Source organism: Candidatus Cloacimonadota bacterium, from assembly GCA_019429305.1.
Classification (GTDB): domain Bacteria; phylum Cloacimonadota; class Cloacimonadia; order Cloacimonadales; family JAJBBL01; genus JAHYIR01.
Genome location: JAHYIR010000007.1, coordinates 18,869 through 40,488 on the forward strand (window position 1 = coordinate 18,869; position 21,620 = coordinate 40,488).

Annotated in this window: 17 protein-coding genes; 4 read left to right on the forward strand and 13 right to left on the reverse strand. The window is 38.4% G+C overall.

Going from position 1 to position 21,620, the window contains the following annotated elements:
• Nucleotides 1-6: 6 nt before the first annotated feature.
• A complete protein-coding gene (locus K0B81_04735; protein ID MBW6515909.1) occupies nt 7-1,212 on the reverse strand; it encodes a M28 family peptidase in 1,206 nt (401 codons plus the stop codon).
• A gap of 188 nt (nt 1,213-1,400) precedes the next feature.
• Here K0B81_04735 and K0B81_04740 point away from each other — a divergent pair, with 188 nt between their 5' ends.
• Nucleotides 1,401-2,084 carry a M48 family metallopeptidase gene (locus K0B81_04740; GenBank protein MBW6515910.1) on the forward strand — a complete coding sequence of 228 codons (684 nt, stop codon included), beginning with the start codon at nt 1,401-1,403 and terminating at the stop codon, nt 2,082-2,084.
• Between the two features lie 78 nt (nt 2,085-2,162).
• Here the strand turns inward: K0B81_04740 and K0B81_04745 are convergent, their stop codons facing one another.
• Nucleotides 2,163-2,609 (reverse strand): hypothetical protein, encoded by a 447-nt coding sequence (locus K0B81_04745; GenBank protein ID MBW6515911.1) that lies wholly within the window; start codon nt 2,607-2,609, stop codon nt 2,163-2,165.
• Between the two features lie 180 nt (nt 2,610-2,789).
• On the opposite strand from K0B81_04745, the gene K0B81_04750 reads away from it, so the two are divergent.
• Nucleotides 2,790-3,194 carry a hypothetical protein gene (locus K0B81_04750; GenBank protein ID MBW6515912.1) on the forward strand — a complete coding sequence of 135 codons (405 nt, stop codon included), beginning with the start codon at nt 2,790-2,792 and terminating at the stop codon, nt 3,192-3,194.
• A gap of 203 nt (nt 3,195-3,397) precedes the next feature.
• On the opposite strand, the gene uvsE is transcribed toward K0B81_04750, so the two are convergent.
• From uvsE to K0B81_04785, 7 genes are read right to left on the reverse strand one after another with little or no spacing between them, the layout of a single operon-like run.
• The gene (gene uvsE / locus K0B81_04755; GenBank protein ID MBW6515913.1) at nt 3,398-4,309 is read right to left on the reverse strand and encodes a UV DNA damage repair endonuclease UvsE; all 912 of its coding nucleotides are present in this window, start codon (nt 4,307-4,309) and stop codon (nt 3,398-3,400) included.
• On the reverse strand, nt 4,306-5,106 hold the full coding sequence (locus tag K0B81_04760; GenBank protein ID MBW6515914.1) for an XdhC family protein: 801 nt from the start codon (nt 5,104-5,106) through the stop codon (nt 4,306-4,308). Before K0B81_04760 ends, uvsE begins: the two co-directional genes overlap by 4 nt.
• Nucleotides 5,099-5,641, reverse strand: coding sequence for an NTP transferase domain-containing protein (locus K0B81_04765; GenBank protein MBW6515915.1), 543 nt, complete (start codon nt 5,639-5,641; stop codon nt 5,099-5,101). Before K0B81_04765 ends, K0B81_04760 begins: the two co-directional genes overlap by 8 nt.
• Nucleotides 5,642-5,657: 16 nt before the next feature.
• On the reverse strand, nt 5,658-7,115 hold the full coding sequence (locus K0B81_04770) for a pyridoxal-phosphate dependent enzyme (protein ID MBW6515916.1): 1,458 nt from the start codon (nt 7,113-7,115) through the stop codon (nt 5,658-5,660).
• Nucleotides 7,116-7,132: 17 nt separating this feature from the next.
• Complete coding sequence (gene ygeW, locus K0B81_04775; GenBank protein ID MBW6515917.1) at nt 7,133-8,317, reverse strand: knotted carbamoyltransferase YgeW; 1,185 nt, start codon at nt 8,315-8,317, stop codon at nt 7,133-7,135.
• Between the two features lie 40 nt (nt 8,318-8,357).
• Nucleotides 8,358-8,837, reverse strand: a complete 480-nt coding sequence (locus tag K0B81_04780; protein MBW6515918.1) for a (2Fe-2S)-binding protein — start codon at nt 8,835-8,837, stop codon at nt 8,358-8,360.
• 29 nt (nt 8,838-8,866) lie between these two features.
• On the reverse strand, nt 8,867-11,134 hold the full coding sequence (locus K0B81_04785; GenBank protein ID MBW6515919.1) for a xanthine dehydrogenase family protein molybdopterin-binding subunit: 2,268 nt from the start codon (nt 11,132-11,134) through the stop codon (nt 8,867-8,869).
• Nucleotides 11,135-11,357: 223 nt separating this feature from the next.
• Between K0B81_04785 and K0B81_04790 the strand changes: the two genes are divergently transcribed.
• The gene (locus K0B81_04790) at nt 11,358-13,622 is read left to right on the forward strand and encodes a S8 family serine peptidase (protein MBW6515920.1); all 2,265 of its coding nucleotides are present in this window, start codon (nt 11,358-11,360) and stop codon (nt 13,620-13,622) included.
• 31 nt (nt 13,623-13,653) lie between these two features.
• On the opposite strand, the gene K0B81_04795 is transcribed toward K0B81_04790, so the two are convergent.
• The 4 genes from K0B81_04795 to ssnA all read right to left on the reverse strand — a co-directional run bounded on the left by K0B81_04795 (nt 13,654) and on the right by ssnA (nt 18,833).
• On the reverse strand, nt 13,654-14,961 hold the full coding sequence (locus K0B81_04795) for an amidohydrolase family protein (protein ID MBW6515921.1): 1,308 nt from the start codon (nt 14,959-14,961) through the stop codon (nt 13,654-13,656).
• Nucleotides 14,962-15,002: 41 nt separating this feature from the next.
• The gene (gene thrC / locus K0B81_04800) at nt 15,003-16,169 is read right to left on the reverse strand and encodes a threonine synthase (protein MBW6515922.1); all 1,167 of its coding nucleotides are present in this window, start codon (nt 16,167-16,169) and stop codon (nt 15,003-15,005) included.
• 31 nt (nt 16,170-16,200) lie between these two features.
• Entirely contained in the window at nt 16,201-17,403 is a 1,203-nt protein-coding gene (locus K0B81_04805; protein ID MBW6515923.1) for a YgeY family selenium metabolism-linked hydrolase, read from the reverse strand.
• A 101-nt stretch (nt 17,404-17,504) separates the two neighbouring features.
• A complete protein-coding gene (ssnA, locus tag K0B81_04810; protein ID MBW6515924.1) occupies nt 17,505-18,833 on the reverse strand; it encodes a putative aminohydrolase SsnA in 1,329 nt (442 codons plus the stop codon).
• Nucleotides 18,834-19,085: 252 nt separating this feature from the next.
• Between ssnA and K0B81_04815 the strand changes: the two genes are divergently transcribed.
• Nucleotides 19,086-21,593, forward strand: a complete 2,508-nt coding sequence (locus K0B81_04815; GenBank protein MBW6515925.1) for a S8 family serine peptidase — start codon at nt 19,086-19,088, stop codon at nt 21,591-21,593.
• Nucleotides 21,594-21,620 lie beyond the last annotated feature (27 nt).

Consider the following 21,620-nt stretch of genomic DNA (forward strand, 5'->3'; position numbering starts at 1 on the left):
TTTAAATTAGATCTTTCTAATTATTAAAGCGAGTGCTCTTGCTGTTTCTGCTAGAATTTTATGATCAACTTTATCGATAGTATCTTTCTCTGTATGAGCAATCTCGGTCAGTATGTAAGAAAGATTATCAGAGGTTATGGTTAATGCCGGTACTCCTTGCATAAAGAAGATCATATGATCACCCTGATACCAGGGCTCAATTTCCTTAAAAACGGGATTAGTTCTTAATGGTTCTATGATTTGCTCCATTGAGGTCGGATTATCACACATTAGTGAATAACCTGTTTTAGCTCCTTTATAAGCTGCCCCATCGATATTGATGTTAAGCATGATATTAGAGAATTTACCCTCGTTTTCTGCCAAGTACTTCATTTCACCCGAAGCTGCATAGTAATCTTCCCCGTTCATTGCTAAAAACTCTATACAATGTTCACCATGATAATCTTTTAACAACTCCATCATTGAGAGCATGATGACAACACCGGTCGCATTATCAAGAGCACCGGGTGTATGCAGCTTGGTATCAATATGAGCAGAAATTACTATCTTTTTAGCGTTTTTATTACCCTTACGAGCTATCACATTAAAACCTGATGCCGGAATACGGATCGTCTTAAATTTGAGATGAACAGATCTTCCTACTTGCTCTAACAGCTTAGAACCCTCTTCAGCAGTCATATATACTGATGGTATATTAAAATCGCCATCTTCGAATAGTGGGAACGGATAAACTGCCCCTACCAGTTCGGGATTTTTCTCAGTTGCCGTTATGATAGCTTTGGGATGCTTTTGCTCTAAAAGTTTGATAATTTCTTGATGCTCTTCAGGGTTATAAAAGATAAAATTCTTAGGCATTAATTGTTCTTTGGCTATTTCTCCGCGTAAAAGGACAATTTTGTCTTGAATATTCTCTTCTTTGAGCTCTTTTAAATTACTGATAGAGATAAGCTCTGCTTTACTATCAGTACCTAAAGACCAAGGGGATGGAGATGCCTGATAGCTTAAACCTCTTGAAGTCAGTAAAACCTCGCCTGAATACCAATCAATACAATCAAAGTCTTGAGTTGTAACTTCAAAACCGAGTTCTTTAGCCCTTTCCAGAAAATAGGTCGCAGCGTAATTATTTCCTATACTCCCTGTACAACGGTGAGGATAGTGATTACATAGTTCCTGTAAATAATTTTTGATTCTATTTGCATTTAAATCAGTCATATAGTCCCCTTTGACGTATCAATGTTTTAAAAAGATTTTTATTATGAAAAGAAGCCAGATAAAGATAGAGTCTCATATCGTCAATTCTTAATTGATCTAGGCAAGTGAAGTTATCTCAGAATTTTTATTTAATGTTGACTTGTATATAATAGGGCATATTAGTAGTAAAAATAAATGGAAGCTGACTCATGACCAAAGATGATAAAAAGGATCAAATACAAGGTGTTATTATCAGATCTAACAGGAAAACGCTTTCTTTAACGGTAACCCCTGATGCGGAGTTGATAATTAGAGCACCTTATCATCTCTCAGAAGCTAGAATAATTGAATTTGTCCAGCATAAGAATGACTGGATCAGAAAAAGAATCGGAATAGCCCTTGAGACCAGACCAAAAGAAAGAAGATTTGATGAGGGTGCATCGATTCTTTATCTGGGTGAGGAATACCCTATAAGCTATAGAGAGCATACAGAACAGATAATAGAATTAGGGGATAAACTATTTTTCAATTCAAAAGCCCAACCCAAAATCAGAGAAATTCTGGTTGCTTGGTACATTTATCAGGGGTATCAAATCATCCCACAACGAGTAAAAGAGTTATCTGAAAAGTTCAACTACCGTCCTAATGATGTTAAGATCACTAAAGCTGAACGGAGATGGGGTTCTTGCAGTAGTAAAGGTTCTCTATGTTTCAGTTGGCGACTGATGATGGCACCATTAGAAGTTATTGACTATGTTATCGTTCACGAATTGGTGCATCTTGAAGTAAGGGATCATTCTTCTCGTTTCTGGAAGAGGGTAGAGAGTTTCATGCCCGATTTCAGGCAGAGAAAAAAATGGCTGCGGGAAAACGACAGAAGAATGAGATTATAGAAGAAATTGTGAGGACTAATTAGTCCTCACAATTTCTTCACTTAAAATAACAATCAGTTTTTATCAGAGATAATCTGGTTAAAAGATATAGAATCTTATCCCTATCGCTGCTCCGAATGAGAAGGATATTTCCGGGATAACGTCTAATCCGGGTGCTACCTCCAAAAAGATATCAGCAGGGAATGTTTCAAACATATGATAAATACCTAAAGGAATTCTTCCAGCAACCCTTACTTTATCTTTAGCTGCTTCTCGGTAGCGGATATTGCCACCGATACCCCAAAACCATGGTAGTTTGGTTTCTCCTAAATCAATAGTACTATGCCAGAGGTGATTAACATGCACATAGAAATGCTCTTTGTCGGCAAATGAATAAGCTAAAGCAGCATCAAAAGCAGTAGTTTCACTCGTCCACATCTTAAAAGAAATGCCAGTAGGTTCACCAAGAATTATACCAATACCGGATTTAGACAGTAGAAGCACTGGTAATATCAGGATTACCAATAGAATCATACTTCGTTTCATAATTACACTCCTTTATAGAATATATGTTTTAAATTAGTAGATATGCATGAAAAGTCAAGTAGTTTTAATAATATTGGTTTTGTTAAGTTATCGCAAGGATATTATTGACAGATAAAACTTGACATAAGATAGAAGTACTTTTGAAAATGATCAAAATAAATGACTTCTTGAGGAGAGATAATGAACCCAATTGTAACTATCTTCCCGATATTATTCATAATAGTTCTTGTTTTTATTCTCTTAAGGTTCCTGATATTGGGAAGAGTGGCTAAGAAAGAATATAAGAGGATGCAGACTCTTTTTGGTAGTTCTAAAGATAAATTAACTCAAGAAGATCTGATTCTCGAAATGGCTAAGAGTTATGAAGCTGCAGAAAATAAAGAAAAAGCGATTGAACATTACGAACTTTATCTCTTCAAGAAAAGGTCTTCTGATCCCGAAATACTCTACAAAATCGGTAAACTCTATGGTATAGATAATATCAATAAAGCTAAAGAATATTGGGAAAAAGCTTCTCAAGCCGGTCATCAAGAGGCAACAGAATTGTTAAACACAGTTAATCAATCTGAAAAATCACTTAGCTAGAGCTTCATTGTTTTTTTAGATTACCTATAGTCACCCTACGAGTCGGCTAGGGCCGACTCGTAGGGTGACTATTGATTCAGCAGAAGATAATGTCAATAATTCAGTGTGTGTTTTACGTTAGTATTTTTGGACACGAAAAAACTATAACTTATTGCAGTAAATCATGTTGGGCATAGAAACATAAAAGAAGAATGTTCAAATGATCATCTAAGTTGAACTCCTTGGGCTATCAATTCTGCTCTTAGTTTTTTGATGGCAACTTCCTTGGATTTGGCTTCAATTTCAATAGTTAAATCGAGTGTTTTCCAGTAGTCGGGGAAGTCGTTGATGTCTATAAAGTCGTGATGAAATTGCGGATTTGGTTTATTCCAACCATCTCGAGGACTTGATAAATGAAAAAGCGGTTCTCTATTCCATGTTTGAATGGCCAGATCGGTTGCTTTTTCCACAGACAGTTTATCTGGTAAACAGCGGTGATGATGAACATCATAGACAAGAGGAATAGCAAGTGCTTTACAGACTGGGATAAGATCTTCTGGTGTATAACTACGATCATCATTTTCCAGAGTAAGTCTGGTGAGTAGCTTTTCCGGCAATTTTTCTATTTCCTTAGATAAGCGCCCAAGAGTTTCTTTTTTCTTTCCATAAACACCACCACCATGAACATTGATGACATCGGCTCCGATGAATTCGGCTATTTCTGCTTGGTATGCTAGTTCAGCCAATGATGATTGCAGAACATTCGGATGTGGAGTTGATAAGACAATGAATTGGTCGGGGTGAAAAGATGTACGAATATTCTTTTTTTTATTGAAATTACGACATTCTCTGTAATATTTTAATATCTCATCGACTTGCGGCAGGTCATGTAGTTTATAACCAACATCGGGATGAGTTCTTAGAGGGTTGATCTGGCTGAGAATCCTAAAATCGCCAATACCGTTATTTGCGCAGTATTGTAGCGCAATTTTCAAAGTTTTAGCATTATGGAGACAAAGCTCACCTAAAATTCGCAGATGTTCTTGTTGCTCGTAACTATTCAGTCTTTTGGCAGTCGTAACATGGAACTTGATAGGTTCTTCTTTAAAGATACAACAAAGACCGAGTCGGATCATTTAAGAAGATTTCGCTCTCTTATAAGTTCTGCCGTTATACTGACAGCAATTTCCCAGGGAGTTTGGGAACCGATTGTAAGTCCAACAGGAGCATGCACTTTTTGTAGATCTTCTTGTGAAAAACCTTGAGCTCTTAACTTATCGAATGTTTCGGCAACTTTCTTTTCACTACCGATCATGCCGAGATAAAAAAATGGCTTTCTCAAACAATATTCGAGTACCTGTTTATCATGAACATGACCGTATGTCATGATGACAATAAAGCAATTTTTATCGAATTTGATCGCTTTTTCGATGTCATTGTAGTCATTATAGATAAGAGTACAGCTATCATGATACTCTTCTTTGATCAGCAAATCTTGACGGTTATCGATAAGAGTGACTTGGAAGTTAACTCTGGAAGCTAGTTGAGCTAACGCTTTACCACAATGACCTGCACCAATTACATAGAGTTTATGGGCAAAAAAAAGGGGTTCAACAAATACGTCAACTCTGCCACCACAGATCATGCTGGTTGAAATAGTATTCTCGTCAATTGGCAGTCCTTGTTCATCGAGATTGAATTTCCAAAGAACCGGTGTTGATGGTTGTTGTTCACGGATCATGTTAATAACCCTGTATTCAAGGTTACCACCACCGAGATTACCCAAAGGGTTTCCTGTTAAAGGAATTGCTATATGCATACCTGGTTTGGCTGGTGTAGATCCATCAGTTTGAACAACTATTGCTTGCCAGAGTGATTCACTTTGTTCCAATAATTGTTTGAGTTTTTGGTAATAATCGAGAAAATCAAACATCTTGAAGTATATCCTCATAGTGATTGATGTTCTGAATCACAGCAGAGTCGGGTACTTCAACGTCAATTCTCTCAAAAGCAGAATCGGCAATAACTTGTCTTAAGCCACCTGATAGATTACTGTCCGGTATAATTAGATCAACCGGGATAACAATTGGATGACCTCGTTGCTCATTATATAACGGATTGACAATCTTATCGGGGTTCCGGTAAAAGGTAGTTAAGAGAGTCATAACAGTTTTTTTGCTAATCAAAGGATGGTCAACAGGCCATATTAACCAACCAAGAGCATTCCAGCCATCGTTGTGAGCCAACTTAATCCCGAGTTTTATTGAGTCCAGCATATCAACGGTTTCGACATCTCTGACGATCTTTACTCCAGCTATAGGAGTTTGCGATAAAGTATCAAGAATTTGTTTGATAAAGGTTTTGTCTCCGATGGACGCATCAACTTTAGGTTCTCCATATCTTTCTCCCTTGCCTGCTGCAGGAATGATTGCATATATCTGCTTGAAAGACAATATTGAACTCTTCATTTACAAGATCACTTACTTATATGCTTGCGACTATTTTATTGAATTCGACTATCAATTGTTCAATTCTTTCCACATCATCCTCATATATTTCAGTCCAGTACTCCTCAGACCATTGAGCATTTAGCTCATCGAGTTCCATACCTTGTTGTTCGATCCAAGTATAGTACTTAAGGTTATGGATTCGCTTCTTATCCCAGTAACTCAATTCTAAAAGATTATCATAAACCTGACTCTTCAGACATCCTTCGAAATCAATATTAGCTTGTAGTTTCGAGTAATCTCCTTTTTGGTTCTGTTGTTCGAGAAGACGTGATTGATATAATTCTGCCGAATCGGTGAACATAGTGAAGATGACATCATTATTATCCAGCTCAAAGTATTTAGCCAACTTAATGGTTGCCAGTAAGTTACAGATAGAAGAGATGCCGAGTAGAGATAGTCTGTAAATAGTTTTCTGAGAAACACCTTGATCAAGAAGACATAATCTTCCCTCATCTTCATTGAACAATCTGAGCAATCTCATACAGTCTTCATCTTTTATAGCTGCTACCAGATCAGTGCTTCGCACATTATGTACCCAAGGAACATGTTTATCTCCTATCCCTTCGATCCGATGTCCCCCGAAACCGTTATATAGTAGTGTCGGGCATTCCCATGCTTCAACGGCAACGGTTTTTAGAAGAGGATGGATCTTCTTTAAATAATCGGCAGCAGCAATTGTACCGGCAGAGCCAGTAGAGGAAACGAAGGCAGTCAGACGGGACTTATCATTGGCAATACTTTGGAAAACTTCTTGAACGGCAGGTGCTGTCACGTGATAATGGAAGTAGGGGTTACCAAACTCAGAAAATTGGTTAAAGATCATGTTTTGCGGATCTTTTCTCAATTCATGGCATTTATCGTATATTTCTTTAACATTAGATTCACACCCGGGAGTAGCAATAACTTGGGCTCCGATTTCATGTAGCCAGTCAAAGCGTTCTTGAGACATTTCTTCGGGTAAAATAGCAATGGAATCACAGGCGAGTAATGCACAGTCAAACGCACCCCCACGGCAGTAATTACCAGTTGATGGCCAGACTGCCTTGTGATAAGTAGGGTCGAATTCTCCACTGATCATTCTCGGTACAAGACAACCAAAAGCTGCACCGACTTTATGGGAACCGGTAGGAAAATATTTCCCCACTAAACCGATAATGCGAGCTTTGACTCCACTCAATTCAGAAGGGATCTCTAAATAATTGGCAGCACCAAAAAGTCCCGTTTGAGTATTATTTTTCCAAGTGATACGGAAAAGATTAAGCGGATCAACGTCCCAAAGTCCTATATTAGCCAACTTATTCTTGATATCAGCTGGAATCGTCTCGGGATCTCTCAGTTGGGTAAAAGTAGGGATAATTATATTTCTCTCTTTACAGCGTTGGGCTGTCTTAAGTCGAATTTCTTCATTCAGTTTAGGTAAAATTTTAGACATTAATATTACTCCCGTAATTAGTGTTTTAATATTGATGACAACCTTGAGCAGGGGTCATTAATTTTTGTTAAAAGGATCATTGCAGCTATGACGAACGGCTTGAAGCCGGCTTCTTGATAGGTATGATATCGATATCGATCGAATACAGAGGCGGCAACCTCTCCTCTTTCACAACTAACACCGCTGATATCTGCCGGTAGGCAATGTGCATAGAGGGCGTTACCGTACTTGGTTAGCTTCATCATTTCTTCAGTACATTCCCAGCCCTTATACATTGCATTATTTGCCAGACAACTTTTCTCTAACTCTCTCAAACCGTCCATATCTTTAATTTGCAGCAGCTTAGTTCTCTGCTGCATGACCGACATAGGAGCCCATGATTTAGGGTAGACAATATCAGCATTTTCAAAGGCATCTTCCATGCTATGACTAATGCGGAAAGAACCTGAGGACTCTTGAGCGAATCCTTGTGCCGCTTGTATTGTATCCGGCAGAAGATCATATCCTTCGGGATAGGCCAGGACAACCTCCATGCCAAAACGGGTCATTAAAGTGATGACTCCTTGTGGTACCGAAAGTGGTTTGCCATAACTTGGTGAATAAGCCCAACTCATGGCTATCTTTTTACCGGCTAATTTATCCAGACCACCAAAGTAGTCTTTTAATTTCAGTAAATCAGAGAGCGATTGTGTAGGATGATCAAGATCACATTGCAGATTGATAATAGAAGGTCTTTGGGCTAATATTCCTGCCTTAAAACCATCTTCCACTGCCTCTGCTACTTCTTTCATATAGGTATGACCATAACCCAAGAACATGTCATCTCTGATGCCAATCGTTTCAGTCATAAAAGAGATCATATTGGCAGTTTCTCGCACAGTTTCACCATGAGCAACTTGCGATTTGACTTCGTCGAGCTCTGATAAGGCAAGTCCAAGCGAATTGACAGCAGACGCAAAGCTAAATCTGGTGCGGGTTGATTGATCACGAAAGATAGAGATTGCTAAACCATAATCAAAAACCTTAAACGGCTTCTTAATTCTATGTAGAGCTTGCAGGATTTCTGCGACAGTCATGACTGCAATTAAATCATCTCTGCTTTTTTGCCAGGTAAGGAGAAAATCTTTATTATATAGATCAAAGTTTAAATCCTTTAGTTTTTCCAGTAAAAGCTCGGGATTCTTAGGTAGATCTTGTTCCATTTTTACCTCTTTATCATTTTGACATTATGCACTTAACTGTTTATTTTGACCTTGAATAACTTTTAGCTGCTAACATTACTGCATCGATGATCTGTTGATAACCGGTACAGCGACAGATATTGGCTGCTAAAGCCTTTCTGATGTTATCTCTGTTAATTTTCTTATTATGCAAAAGGAAAGCATGGGCAGTCAATATCATCCCCGGAGTACAAAAACCGCACTGGATGGCTCCGGCATCAATAAATGCCTGCTGTAAAGGGTGAAGCGAACCATCCGGATAAGCTAATCCTTCAATTGTTAATATTTCTTTATCGATGATTTTTTCAACCTTTGTAATACAAGACCTGACAGGTTGCCTGTTGAGTAAGACAGTACAAGTACCACACACTCCAATACCACAGCCGTTTTTAGTTCCCGTCAGATCGAGATCTTCTCTTAACCAATCTATTAATTTTCGCTGTAGATCTTGCTTTTTCAGGCGAATTTTTTTACCGTTAACGGTTGTATAATTTATTTTCATCTCTTTATTCCTCAACACAGATAATAACGCTAACTCCTTAACTTCAGCGGTTGTTTAGTGAATCTCTTCCCGGTGGCTGCATAGAGAGCGTTAGCAATAGCAGGAGCCATTAATTCGTTAGTCGGTTCTCCTATCCCCTTTGCTCCGGAAGGTGAGAGTGGGTCTCTATTTTCAATAATGATAGCTGTCATTTCAGGCATATCAATGCTTCTGGGAACCCTGTATTGATTAAAATTAGCAGGGTACTGATTATCTTTGAGTGTCTTCCATTCCTCGAATAGTCCATAACCGGCCCCCATAGTCATTCCGCCGTAAAATTGTCCCTTTAAAAGATGAATATCAACAGCTTTGCCAATATCGTGAGCAGCTACCATATTGAGGAGAATAATCTTGTTGGATGCGGGAATTACCTTCAATTCTACTGCCTGACAACCATATACCCAAGTGAAGTAAGCATTACCTTGTCCTGTTTTCTCGTTCCAAGAGACGCTAGGTCCCTGAAACTGGCCAAAGCTGTAGGGATATTCCTGACGATTGAACATGATCTTGATTGCTTCATCGAAACTGATCTTTTTCTTTTTATCTTTACTAATAAGGGTTTCATTTTTGAATATTATGTCTTGTGGAGAAGAGCTAAGGTCGGAAGCCAGAACTTTAGCCATTTTGGCTTTCAAGTTTTTGGCAGCTAAAACTACAGCACCTCCACCCATTAATGTTCCACGTGATGCTACTGTAGTTCCACCATCGGGAATATTTGATGTAGAAGGTTGCCGGTAACGGATCCGTTTGATATCAATACCTAATTCTTCCGCTAAAATTCTCATCATTGTGGTCTCGGCACCTTGCCCATTTTCATGAACAGCGGTTTCCAGAAGTACCGAGCCATCATTTTGAATATTGATGATAGCACTGTTAAAATCTATCCCTTCAGCACCGAGACTCATCCCCCGATAACTCATAGCTAAACCGATGCCATACCATTCTTTCTGGTTTTTATTACCGAAGCTGCATTTTTTTCTTTTCTTGTGATAATCTATTTCCGCTATAACTCTGTCTAAGACCTCTTCTAAACTTACCTTATGGGTATCTAACCTCTGTCCTGTAATTGTTTCGGAACCTTGTCTAAGCATATTTATACGACGCATCTCAATTTCCGAAATACCTAACCTTTCGGCTGCTATTTCAATCAGTTGTTCACTGGAGAAACAAACCTGAGGAGAGCCAAAACCGCGCATAGCTCCACAAAAGATATTATTGGTATATACTCCGTAAGTATCACATTTGACATGAGGAACGAAATAGGGGCCACAACATTGGACAGTAGAGCGCCATGTCACCCAAGGTGTTACAGAGCAATATGCTCCACCGTCGGCAATAAGACGGCATTCTACAAAGCTAATTTTACCATTTTTTTTCAAGCCCATACGATACTGCATTTTGTAGGGATGGCGCTTATAACTCTCGCGAAAAGACCATTCACGGTCATAAGTTATCTTGACCGGTCTGCCGGTAATCTTAGCAACTAAAGCAGCTCGGGCACAATTGATGGCAGCAAGATCATCTTTGCCGCCAAAACCACCACCCATCGGGACAGACCTAACTTCTACTTCTGAGAGTGAGACACCAAGTGTAGATGCCACAAAACGACGAGTGCTGAAGGGGTGCTGCATACTGCCATATACTTCCATTACACCGTCTGAACGTAACCAACAAAGAGCTGTTTCAGGTTCCAAATAGCTGTGTTCTATTCTACTCGTTTCAAAGTCTTGCTCGATAATTAGATCACTATCTTTTTCACCTTTGGAAAGATCACCCCTCCGAATACAATGATGATTTACAATGTTATTGCCAAACTCTTCATGAACCAGTACGGATTTTGGATCTAATGCCTTTTCCGGATCAAAGACAGGGGGTAGCTTTTTCGTTCTAACTTTGACAAATGGAACAGCAGCTTTTGCCTGCTCTCGTGTTTTAGCAATAATCACAGCTACAACATCACCTGTGGAGCAGATTTTATCTTTAACTAATATCGGGTAATCGCGAATGATCTGACCATATTTGATCTCACCGGGAATATCGTCTGCAGTTATAACAGCAACAACACCAGATTTTGTGCTGGCTTCTGAAGTATTGATACTGATTATCTTACCATGAATCTCGTTTGTATAAACGGGTACACCGTGCAGCATACCATTCATTTTCATGTCATCAGTGTATTTAGCTGATCCCGTGACCTTAGCATAGGCATCATTTCTCCACGCTTTTGCATCCTGACGGTTATCTTTTATACTATTCATAGCAGATCCTTCTTGTTACTAAGAATTATATTGTATTGGCTTGCGTCAAGAATAAAGATGTTCGTCTAATTGAATGTTTTTGGTAAGATTCATTGAGATGAAAGTGACTATTTTCGGTGGTTAAACGTGAATCTCAAGAATGCGTTGTAAATATTTGCAGGGATTTTTTGCTTTACTTATATACCCTTTTTATATATATTGATAGTAGATAGAAGAGGTGCTTATGAAATACTTTTTTTTAATACTGATCCTGACTCTCTTGATTTATACGTTAATAGCTGAATCAACCGAGTATTTTCAGGGTGAATTGATCGTGCAGATCAAGGGTGATTTTCGCAACACAACGACTATTGAAGCAGATTTACAGAGATTAGAAGCAGATTTTTCAAACTATGGGTTGCGAGTCGAAAGAGTTTTATCGCGAAGATTAAGGATCTATCTAATATCTTTCAACGATGAAAGTATTACTACAGGTGAATTCTTGCAGACACTTAAACAATATCCCCTGATTGAAGAAGCTCAATTCAATCATAAAGTATCACTACGTGCTACACCCAATGATCCCTTATTCAATCAACAATGGGCATTGTTAAACACCGGTCAGAGCGGAGGAGTACCCGGAGCTGATATAGATGCGACACTGGCATGGGATATAACAACAGGTGGGATTACTGCTAACGGGCGAGAAATAGTTGTTGCTGTAATAGATGATGGGTTTTCTTTAACTCACTCTGATATCAATTTTTGGAAGAATATCAATGAAATACCCGGTAATGGTATTGATGACGATGGAAATGGGTATATTGATGATTATGAAGGCTGGAATGCCTATAATAATACAGGTAACATACCGAGTGCCTCACATGGAACACATGTATCCGGCATAGTAGGGGCATTTGGTAATAATAATCTTGGTGTCTCGGGAGTGAATTGGAATGTCAAAATAATGCCGATTGCTGGTTCTTCATCTAACGAAGCAACAGTTGTAGCTGCCTATGGGTATGTTTATGAAATGAGGTCTCTTTATAACGAGACCAATGGTGATTTAGGTGCCTATGTAGTTGCTACCAATTCTTCTTTTGGTGTCAATTATGGACAACCGGAGAATTATCCTCTCTGGGGGGCAATGTACGATGCGATGGGTGAAATTGGCATTTTAAGCGCTGCAGCCACTATGAATATCAATGCAAATGTTGATAATGTAGGTGATGTTCCGACAGCTTTTCCCAGTCCCTATTTGATTAGTGTAACAAATACAACGAGAACTGATCAAAAAAGCACAAGTGCTGGCTATGGACCTACTACTATAGATCTGGGAGCACCCGGTTCACAAATTCTCTCGACAGTACCGGGGAATAATTACAATAATATGTCGGGTACCTCTATGGCTTCTCCTCATGTTGCCGGTGCGGTAGCTATGATGTATGCTGCAGCTCCTGTAGAATTGATTGACTTTTATGATGATTATCCGGGCGAGTTAGCATTACTCTTGAAAGATATGCTTTTAGAGAGTGTTGATGTTATTCCGGCTTTAGAGGGTATTACAGTCAGCGGAGGTAGATTAAATCTCAACAATGCTCTGCAGATGGTATTGGATTATAATTCTGAAGATTTTACTCCGGCTCCTTTTAATCTGACCGCTGAATATACGGGAAATGAAGTTTTACTGAATTGGGAGGTTTATCAGTATAGAATTCCTCATTATTTCTTGATCTATCGAAATGGAGAAATCATTGCCTACCATGAATGTGATGATAATTGTTTTACTGATATCACAATTAGTAGTGGCTGGACTTATGATTATTATGTGGTAGCCGGGTTTGAAGACCCTCCCGGAAATTCCAACCCTTCCAATTCGGCATTAGTTACTATTCCGCCAGCAGCTCCGATATTAATCTTTCCTGAGAATGGTGCAACTAGTACCGACACTGAATTAGTGTTTCAGTGGCAAGAGATGTATGGCAGTGAGAGTTATCTTTTAGAACTTGCTTTAGATTCGGATTTTGAGAACTTTTTTATTGAACCGGTAAGGATTGAAAATCCTTATTATCCAATTTCACAACTTCCAGAGAATACTACTTATTATTGGAGAGTACTCGCTATTAATATGGGTGGGAATAGTGAATGGTCACAAACATTCAATTTTACTACCGGATCCTCATCTTCTACTGACGATGAGTATATTGTATATCATACTTTATTACACAAAGTATTTCCCAATCCTTTTAACCTAAATAGCAACTCAAGAAACCAGAACCTGCAGATAACTTTCTCTATTCAAAACACAGGTTTTACAGTATTAGATGTTTTCAACATTAAAGGTCAGTTGGTAATAAATATCGTTTCAGAAGTGCTTTCTTCCGGTCATCATTCTTTCTATTGGGATGGAAAAGATATGAGAGGGGATGCGGTCAGCAGCGGTGTTTATCTGGTAGTTATGACTAGTTCAGGTTACAAAGGGGTTATAAAGTTTCTATTGGTTAAATGAAATTCCCGTTCGTATATTTTGTTGTATTAGATTAGAGATCAACCATTAGTTTCCCTTTCACAAGGACTTTCTTTATTGATAACGAAGTCTGTCTATCTGCCCAGGGGTTATGAGCTATTGCTACTGTTGGTTGAACTTGTGCACTTTTTTCTTCCTCAATAATTTTAAAGATCACTAAATCAGCATCCGAGTTTTCTTGAATTATCCCCTTTTCTGGATAGATATTCAAAATTCTGGCAGGATTAGTTGTTAAATGCGTGATCAATGTTGAAAGACTCATCTTACCGCTGGCGACAAGACCTTCATACAATAGAGGGAGTAGAGCACCAACTCCTGGCAATCCCATCGGAACCTTGTCTGGTTCTGAAGCATATCTGTCTTTGTCATAGACAGCAAAAGGGCAATGATCTGATGCGAAAGCATCAAATATACCTTCCTGAGCTAATTCAACCATCTTTCCGCGAGATCTTTCTGATCGTAAAGGAGGGGTACAAAGCCAACGATGACCATTTTTTTTAAGCAATATTTCTTCATTTAGGAAGAGATATTGTGGTGCAGTTTCACAGGTAACTGGAGCTGATTTTTTAGCTTCTTTGATCAATAAAGCAGATTCTGGAGAGGAGACGTGAACTATATGTAGAGGGTAATTATGCTTTACAGCTAAATTTAGAACCTCATCAACAGCTTTTATCTCAGCTATTTCAGGACGTCTCAATGTATAGGTAAAGGGCTTGTCAAAGGGAATACTCTGTCGTTTTTCTTCTATGATCGTATTATCTTCACAATGGATTAATATCCTGACAGGTTCTCTTTTCATACGCAAACCAAGTCCTTTCAGGTAAATCATCATCTCAGAAATTCTTTTATATGATGAATATATACCGGCTTCTTTATATGTCGTATATAGTTTAATATCACAATCTTGTATTAAAAGGTCCTTCAGTTGACTCAACTTAGTTACAACAGGTGTTAAATGCCATCTTGTTGTAATTGGTAAACGATAGAATCGTTTTTTTCTGTTTGGATAAGATTCTTTTATGGAATCTTTTACGGTTTCGGTAATAAAAGTACCAATTGATGTTACTCCCCCTTTTAAACTACTAATAGTAGTAATTGATTCTTCTTCTGCCAACAACAGGTCCTTAATTGGTTCTCCTGTATGAACATGCAGATCAATAACCCCCGGTATCACATAACAATCTGTACAATCAATCTCTTGAGTATAAAGTGAATTAATATTGTCTGATATCTCTACTATCTTTTGATTTTCTATTAAGATATCTTGTTTTCTAAAACCTGATTTAAACCATATTAAACCATTTTTTAACAGAAACTTCATATAATTTGTTACTCGCTTTGAATTGTTATAATATTATTTTTTCATTGCTTTTCAATTCTTTCGAAAAATCTGCTTTTTAATCCGTGACCGGTAATTAAGAGGACTATCTGGTCATCCGGAGTAAAGAGATTTATCTCAAGTCCTTTAATCAATCCCGCCATAGTTGCAGATGCTGCTGGCTCTGCATAAACCCCTGTGGTCTCTGCCAGTTTCTTCTGGCTATTGAGAATCTCTTCATCCGTAACAGTGGTACCATAACCATTACTGTCAATGAGACATTGTCTTGCCCAATACGCATTACTCGGGGCTTTAACGGAGATAGAATCGGCGATGGTCTCTGGACTTACAGCATTTTCATACTCACCTGTCTGCCAATAATTTACTATAGCAGCAGATGAGTTTGATTGAACTGCTAATAATTTCGGTATTCTATCAATGATCTTGGCTCTTTGTAGATCAATAAATGCTTTATAAATTCCTGCCAAAATAACTCCATCTCCCACTGGGATTATTATCCAGTCAGGTACTTTACATCCGTTTTGAACGAATATCTCTAATCCGGCAGATTTCTTCCCTTCAACAGTGAAAGGATGGTAAGCGGTATTTCTATTCAGACCATCCTGTTGGGCTGTATATTCCAATGATTGAAAAAATGCTTCATCATAATCACCGTTAACTTCTATCAATTGGGCATTATGGATTTTGATCTGGGCAATTTTCGCTTGAGGTGCATTAGCTGGAACAAAAATAACTGCTTTAATACCTTGAGCTGCTGCCATTGCAGCTAAAGCACTGGCTGCGTTTCCTGTTGAGGCAGTAACTATCGTATCATACCCTAATCGTTTGGCTTCTGCAACCATGAGATAAGAAGCTCTATCTTTCAGTGAACCGCTAGGATTAAGGGCATCATTTTTGATCCAGATATTAGATCTCTGGAGATATTTTTCTAATCTTATAGTGCGATAAAAGGGGGTATTACCTACCGGGATTTCCGGATAATATCGCTTCTCTATAGGAGAGAAGAGCTCTATGTTAGGTTTTATACGCCATTGTTCTGCGATCTTTTGATAGTCAAATAAAACTTCTAATACACCCTTTAAAGGGGTTCCTTTCTTATTGTCTTTGCTACAATCAGGGCAGAGATATTGGACTTCCGATCTCTGATATTCTGCCTGACAGAGGGTACAACGATATGATAGAAAATACATTGATTAACCTTTCTGATAACCTGTTAGGGGTTTACTCATTGTCCTGATTCAAACGATATACTAAAGCAGCATAAAAAGCAGCTGCTTCATTAAGATGAGTTATTGGGCATGCTTCATTGGGAGCATGTGCTTGAACTTCATTACCGGGTCCGAGACCCAAACAGGGAATACCATACATTCCGGAAATTGCAACACCATTTGTGCTAAAAGTCCATTTATCAATAAAGGGTTTTCTATCTAAGGTTTGCTGATAGCTTTCACTCGCTTTGACTAACCAAGGAGAGTCTGCCGGTAGTACCCATGCCGGATAGTACTTTTCGGTCGGGTAAGTAATACCTGTAAAAGCAGGTTCATTGTAGTTTAGTACTTCAATCACGGCTTCCGGATAACCGGCTAAACTGCAAGCTTCTGCTATTTCAGCCAGCGCAGTTTCTTTCGTTTCTCCCCATGTCAGTCTTCTGTCGAGCTGGATACTTGCTGAATCAGGAACTGCACATTGAGAAGGAGAAGTAAAGAAAACCTGAGTAACCGTGACACTCCCCTTTCCTAAAAAAGGGTCACTTCTTAATCTTTGATGTAATTTTTCTATCTCCAGAGCAATACGACTGATTTTATAAATAGCGTTATCTCCTCTTTCAGGTGCCGAACCATGACAAGAGAGTCCTTTTGCATGGATCATGATCTCCATTCTGCCACGATGTCCACGATATATATTGAGATTTGTTGGTTCCGTAATTACCACTAATTCTGGTTTTATCTGCTCTTCTTTGATAATATATTGCCAACATAAACCATCGCAGTCTTCTTCCATTACTGTACCGGTAAAATATATCGTAAATTGACTATTTAAGCCAAGATCTTTAATTATTCGAGCAGCAGTTAGCATAGATGCCATACCACTCTTTTGGTCCACACTACCTCTTCCAATAATCATTCCGTCCTTCACGACCGGTGCAAAAGGATCAGAGAGCCATAGATCAAGATTTCCCGCATATACTGTGTCAATATGGGCATCAAAAGCAATTGAACGGGAACCATTGCCGATCTTACCGATCACATTACCCAAGCCATCAACTCGCACATCATCAAATTGTAACGATTCCATGACCTGTCGGATATACGAAATTACTTCTGCTTCTTTTGTTGAATAGGAGGGAATACTGATCATATCAGCAAGATAGCCTACCGTATCAGCTTCGTATTGAAACGCCTTATCCCGTATTTCCTTATACAATTTAACCTCCTCTAATATCTTATCAACGGACAAAATCAGCTATATCTGGGTCTATCCCTTATTTTGAATGATCTATATTATGGTAAATTAAGCAAAGTTCATTAAAATCTATTCCAGAGTTTTTGAGCTATTTCTTGAGATTTTCTTGTCGTTTCTTCCTCTTCTATGTCAAGAAATAATTGTTTATTCCAAAACAGTACTTTACCGTTTATTATTGTAGTGTCAACTGCAGATTGTGATATACCATAGATGAGATGTCCAAGCCAGTTCTGTTCTGTTAATGGGGTCGGGGGTAGATAGTCAAGAGCAATAATATCAGCGGCATAACCTTCTTTAATTATCCCGAGTGGTTTTTGCCAATATCTATTGGCGATTAAAGGATTATTTATGGTCAAGGTGGAACCAATTTCTCCAAAACCAACTGAAGGATTTTCTTGTCTCCAATGTTGAGCCCAGAGTGCTACTCTGATCTCTTCTAACATATTGTTGGTCATGGCATCGGTTCCTAATCCAACTATCAATCCCTTATTGACCATTTTTATCACGTTAGCGATTCCAACTGCATTGTTAAGATTAGATTGTGGATTATGCACTACTCCTACTCCTTTATCAGCTAAGATTTCCATCTCTTTGTCGTTTATGTGAACGCAGTGAGCAGCAATTGATTTGTCATTCAGTAATCCAAAATATGCCAATCTCTCAACTACTCTTTTATTAAAATGACGGATACTATAATCCTCATCTGATTGAGCTTCAGCAACATGAAGATGAAAACCACAATCAAGGTCTCTGCTGACTTCGGAGATCTTTTCTAATGTCTTGTCACTCAGTGTAAAGGCAGCATGCATACCAAACAGTCCTTTAAGAAACTGATTATCCTCTTTAGATACTCTCTTCAACCAGTCAATGTTTTCATTAATACCGTCTGATGTAACTTTTTCACCGTCTCTATCAGATACCTCATAACAGAGACATGCACGAATCCCAGATTCTTCTACTGCTTTAGAAATAGTTTTCAGAGAACCTTTTACATTGCCGGGACTGGCATGATGGTCAATAATAGTAGTAGTTCCATGTTTAATTGCTTCGATAATAGATAATAGAGTGCTGAAATAGATATCTTCTTCTTGCAGTTTGATATCTAAACGCCACCAGAGATTTTTTAGAACTTCGTTGAAATTAACGGCTGGTTCTGCTTTAGTTAAACCTTTAACAAGAGTGCTATAAAAATGATGATGGGCATTAATCAAACCGGGCATGACGATCTTTCCGGAAAAATCAAGACTTTCGCCGGAATAATCTTTGAATTCGTTTATTGATGCTATTTTTGATATCTCTCCATTCTGTATAAGAATAGAACTCTTTTCAATTAAGGGTTTCTCTGGACTAAAAGTTAAAATCGTACAATTTGATAACAATAAATGATTCATCATTCCATCCTTTTAATTGATACTAATATCCTTAACTCTTAGGATTTTTGTCAATCTAATACTTGGAGAGATGTTAATGAAAAATCACTTTGTGGGAATAAGAGTGTAGGGTTACTAATTCTCAGTCATAGCAGACTAAAAAGAGATTTCATAGAGTGTAATATGTTGTTTATATCAACAATTCGAGACATAAATTACTTGACACTATTTTTCAAATTAGTTTTTTTCAGGGAAAAGAATAAGGATAGTGTTATGAAAAGAAATGTTTTATTTATTTCGTTAGTCATCATTATTAGTTCTGTTTTGGCTTTATATGCTGTAGATAATAATGTTAGTTTTGGAGAACGCCCTTTCATCGATATTTATCAAGTCCCTGATGAGGCGATGGAACCGGGTAGAGTTTGGTTACAATTTCAGAGAGTTTATACCGAGTATCTTGATCAAGCTGAATTAACAAGAGACCAAAATGGTATTTTAATATTCGGTCTACCTGAAATAGATGAACTGAACAGCTTATTTGAAGTCCATACAATAACGAAACTTTTTGATAGTCCTGCCTTGAAAAATGAATTTGCAGCTCGTCATCGTTTATGGGGCTTTCATCTCTGGTATGAATTACGCTTTGATTCAGAAGAGGATATCAGAGATATAGTTATGGCTTATCGAAAGCTAAAAGAGATTATTAGCTGGGTCGGACCGGAATACAAAAAGCAGCTGGTTTTTGACGAAGCTGAGCGTGTAAGTCGTTGGATACCAGACGATCCACAGTTTAGTAATCAATGGCATTATCATAATACCGGTCAGGCAGGAGGAACTCCCGGAGCTGATATCAGTTTGGTTGATGCTTGGGATATAGAAAAAGGAGATCCTAATGTTGTTGTTGCTATAATAGATGACGGTATACAGATTAATCATCCCGATCTTGCAGCTAATATATGGGATGGTGTGGGCTATAATTTCGTCAATAATAGTCCTAATATTTCTCCCGGAAATCATGGAACCCATGTAGCTGGGACAGTGGCAGCCGTTAATAACAACGCTGTTGGTGTTTCAGGAGTGGCAGGTGGATCAGAAGCAGGTGATGGTATAAGTCTGATGTCTTGTCAAGTCTTCAGTGGCAGTAGTAGTGGTGGTTTTCATCTTGCTCCGATCTATGCAGCAGATAACGGTGCCAGTATTTCTCAGAATAGCTGGGGCTATAGTGTTGCAGGAGCCTATGATCAGGCAGTACTTGATGCGATTGATTATTTCAATGCCAATGGTGGAGGTGATGCGCTTATCGGCGGAATTACAATTTTCGCAGCCGGCAATAGTAATTCTAGCGGAGCATGGTATCCAGGATACTATTCAGGCGCATTTTCTGTAGCGGCAACCAATAATCAGGACATACGATCATCATATTCAACTTACGGCACTTGGGTAGATATATCGGCACCGGGTGGTCAAACCAGTCCTCAGACACAAGGTGGTGTTCTCAGCACAATAACCGATAGCAGTTATGCCTATTATCAAGGTACTTCCATGGCGTGTCCTCATGCTTCAGGAGTAGCAGCACTGATAGTATCTTTAGCATTTGGTCAATTGACAGCTCAAGAAGTAGCAGATATTTTGCGTGACACTACAGATGATCATTATCATCTCAATCCCAATTTTATTGGACAATTAGGAACAGGACGACTGAATGCTTATTCTGCTTTACAAGAGACACAAGATTATATTGGAGGGGTTCTTAATCCACGAAGTTTCAATATCACATCGGTTACAACAGATCAAATAGATCTTTCTTGGGTTCGAAATGATAATAACGACGAAGTTTTATTGGTTTGGTCAGATGATGGAGAGTTTGGTTTTCCCGAAGAAGGGGCTTTATATCAGGTTGGGCAACCCTTAGAGAATGGTGGTATTGTGCTTTATAGTGGGGGTAATACTTCCTATAACCATACAGAATTAGAACAAGCTACCAGATATTATTACAAAGTATTTTCATACAATTTTGAGTATGAATATTCCAGAGGAAGAACAGTTTCAGCTTTGACCGATTATTTCCCTTTTACTTTACCATTTGTTGAAGATTTCGATGAGACGGCAATGCTACCGGATTTTTGGTCAACGATCAGTACTGGTAATTCCTGGCAGGTTGGAACTTTCTCAGGAGGACTCACAGGAACTACAGGGAATTATGCATATGTTACCAGCCCTACTTTTGGTTCTATAAACAGTGATTTAATAACTCCCAGATTCGATTTCTCTGATTTTTCCGAAGTAAATCTGACTTTCACTCATTATTTTACTAAAGGATGGCTCTTTGCTGCTTCAGCTACAATATCTTACAGTATCGATAATGGTAATACATGGACATCACTACAATCATGGTCTTCTTCAATAAGTAATCCTTCATATTTTAATCAGAGTATTCCTGCCTTAACAGGTGAATCTCATGTCAAATTTAGATGGAATTTTACTACCTCGTTGGTGAATGGTAGTTGGTCAATTGACGATATCCAAATCAACGGCAACTTATTGGCTATAAATGAACCAACAAATGTTCAGATCATTATAGAAGAAAGTAACATTGTTATTAGCTGGGATAGAGTTGAGTATGCTACAGGTTATATTGTAGAAACCGCCAATGCCCCTGACTCTGTTTTTGAAGATTCAACGGAATCTGGTTTCTTTACTGAAGAGGGAAATACGATTTACTGGCAAACAGAAGTAATTGATCCTATAAAACTATTTCGTGTTAGAGCAGTATCGGAATAAGTAATAGACACCAACATTTTTATATTA

Coding starts and splice junctions, on each gene's coding strand:
- K0B81_04790 (MBW6515920.1), top strand. CDS start 11,358: ATGAAATACTTTTTTTTAATACTGATCCTGACTCTCTTGATTTATACG.
- K0B81_04785 (MBW6515919.1), bottom strand. CDS start 11,134: ATGAATAGTATAAAAGATAACCGTCAGGATGCAAAAGCGTGGAGAAAT.
- K0B81_04750 (MBW6515912.1), top strand. CDS start 2,790: ATGAACCCAATTGTAACTATCTTCCCGATATTATTCATAATAGTTCTT.
- K0B81_04795 (MBW6515921.1), bottom strand. CDS start 14,961: ATGAAGTTTCTGTTAAAAAATGGTTTAATATGGTTTAAATCAGGTTTT.
- K0B81_04740 (MBW6515910.1), top strand. CDS start 1,401: ATGACCAAAGATGATAAAAAGGATCAAATACAAGGTGTTATTATCAGA.
- uvsE (MBW6515913.1), bottom strand. CDS start 4,309: ATGATCCGACTCGGTCTTTGTTGTATCTTTAAAGAAGAACCTATCAAG.
- K0B81_04765 (MBW6515915.1), bottom strand. CDS start 5,641: ATGAAGAGTTCAATATTGTCTTTCAAGCAGATATATGCAATCATTCCT.
- K0B81_04815 (MBW6515925.1), top strand. CDS start 19,086: ATGAAAAGAAATGTTTTATTTATTTCGTTAGTCATCATTATTAGTTCT.
- K0B81_04735 (MBW6515909.1), bottom strand. CDS start 1,212: ATGACTGATTTAAATGCAAATAGAATCAAAAATTATTTACAGGAACTA.
- K0B81_04745 (MBW6515911.1), bottom strand. CDS start 2,609: ATGAAACGAAGTATGATTCTATTGGTAATCCTGATATTACCAGTGCTT.
- K0B81_04760 (MBW6515914.1), bottom strand. CDS start 5,106: ATGTTTGATTTTCTCGATTATTACCAAAAACTCAAACAATTATTGGAA.
- thrC (MBW6515922.1), bottom strand. CDS start 16,169: ATGTATTTTCTATCATATCGTTGTACCCTCTGTCAGGCAGAATATCAG.
- ygeW (MBW6515917.1), bottom strand. CDS start 8,317: ATGGAACAAGATCTACCTAAGAATCCCGAGCTTTTACTGGAAAAACTA.
- K0B81_04770 (MBW6515916.1), bottom strand. CDS start 7,115: ATGTCTAAAATTTTACCTAAACTGAATGAAGAAATTCGACTTAAGACA.
- ssnA (MBW6515924.1), bottom strand. CDS start 18,833: ATGAATCATTTATTGTTATCAAATTGTACGATTTTAACTTTTAGTCCA.
- K0B81_04780 (MBW6515918.1), bottom strand. CDS start 8,837: ATGAAAATAAATTATACAACCGTTAACGGTAAAAAAATTCGCCTGAAA.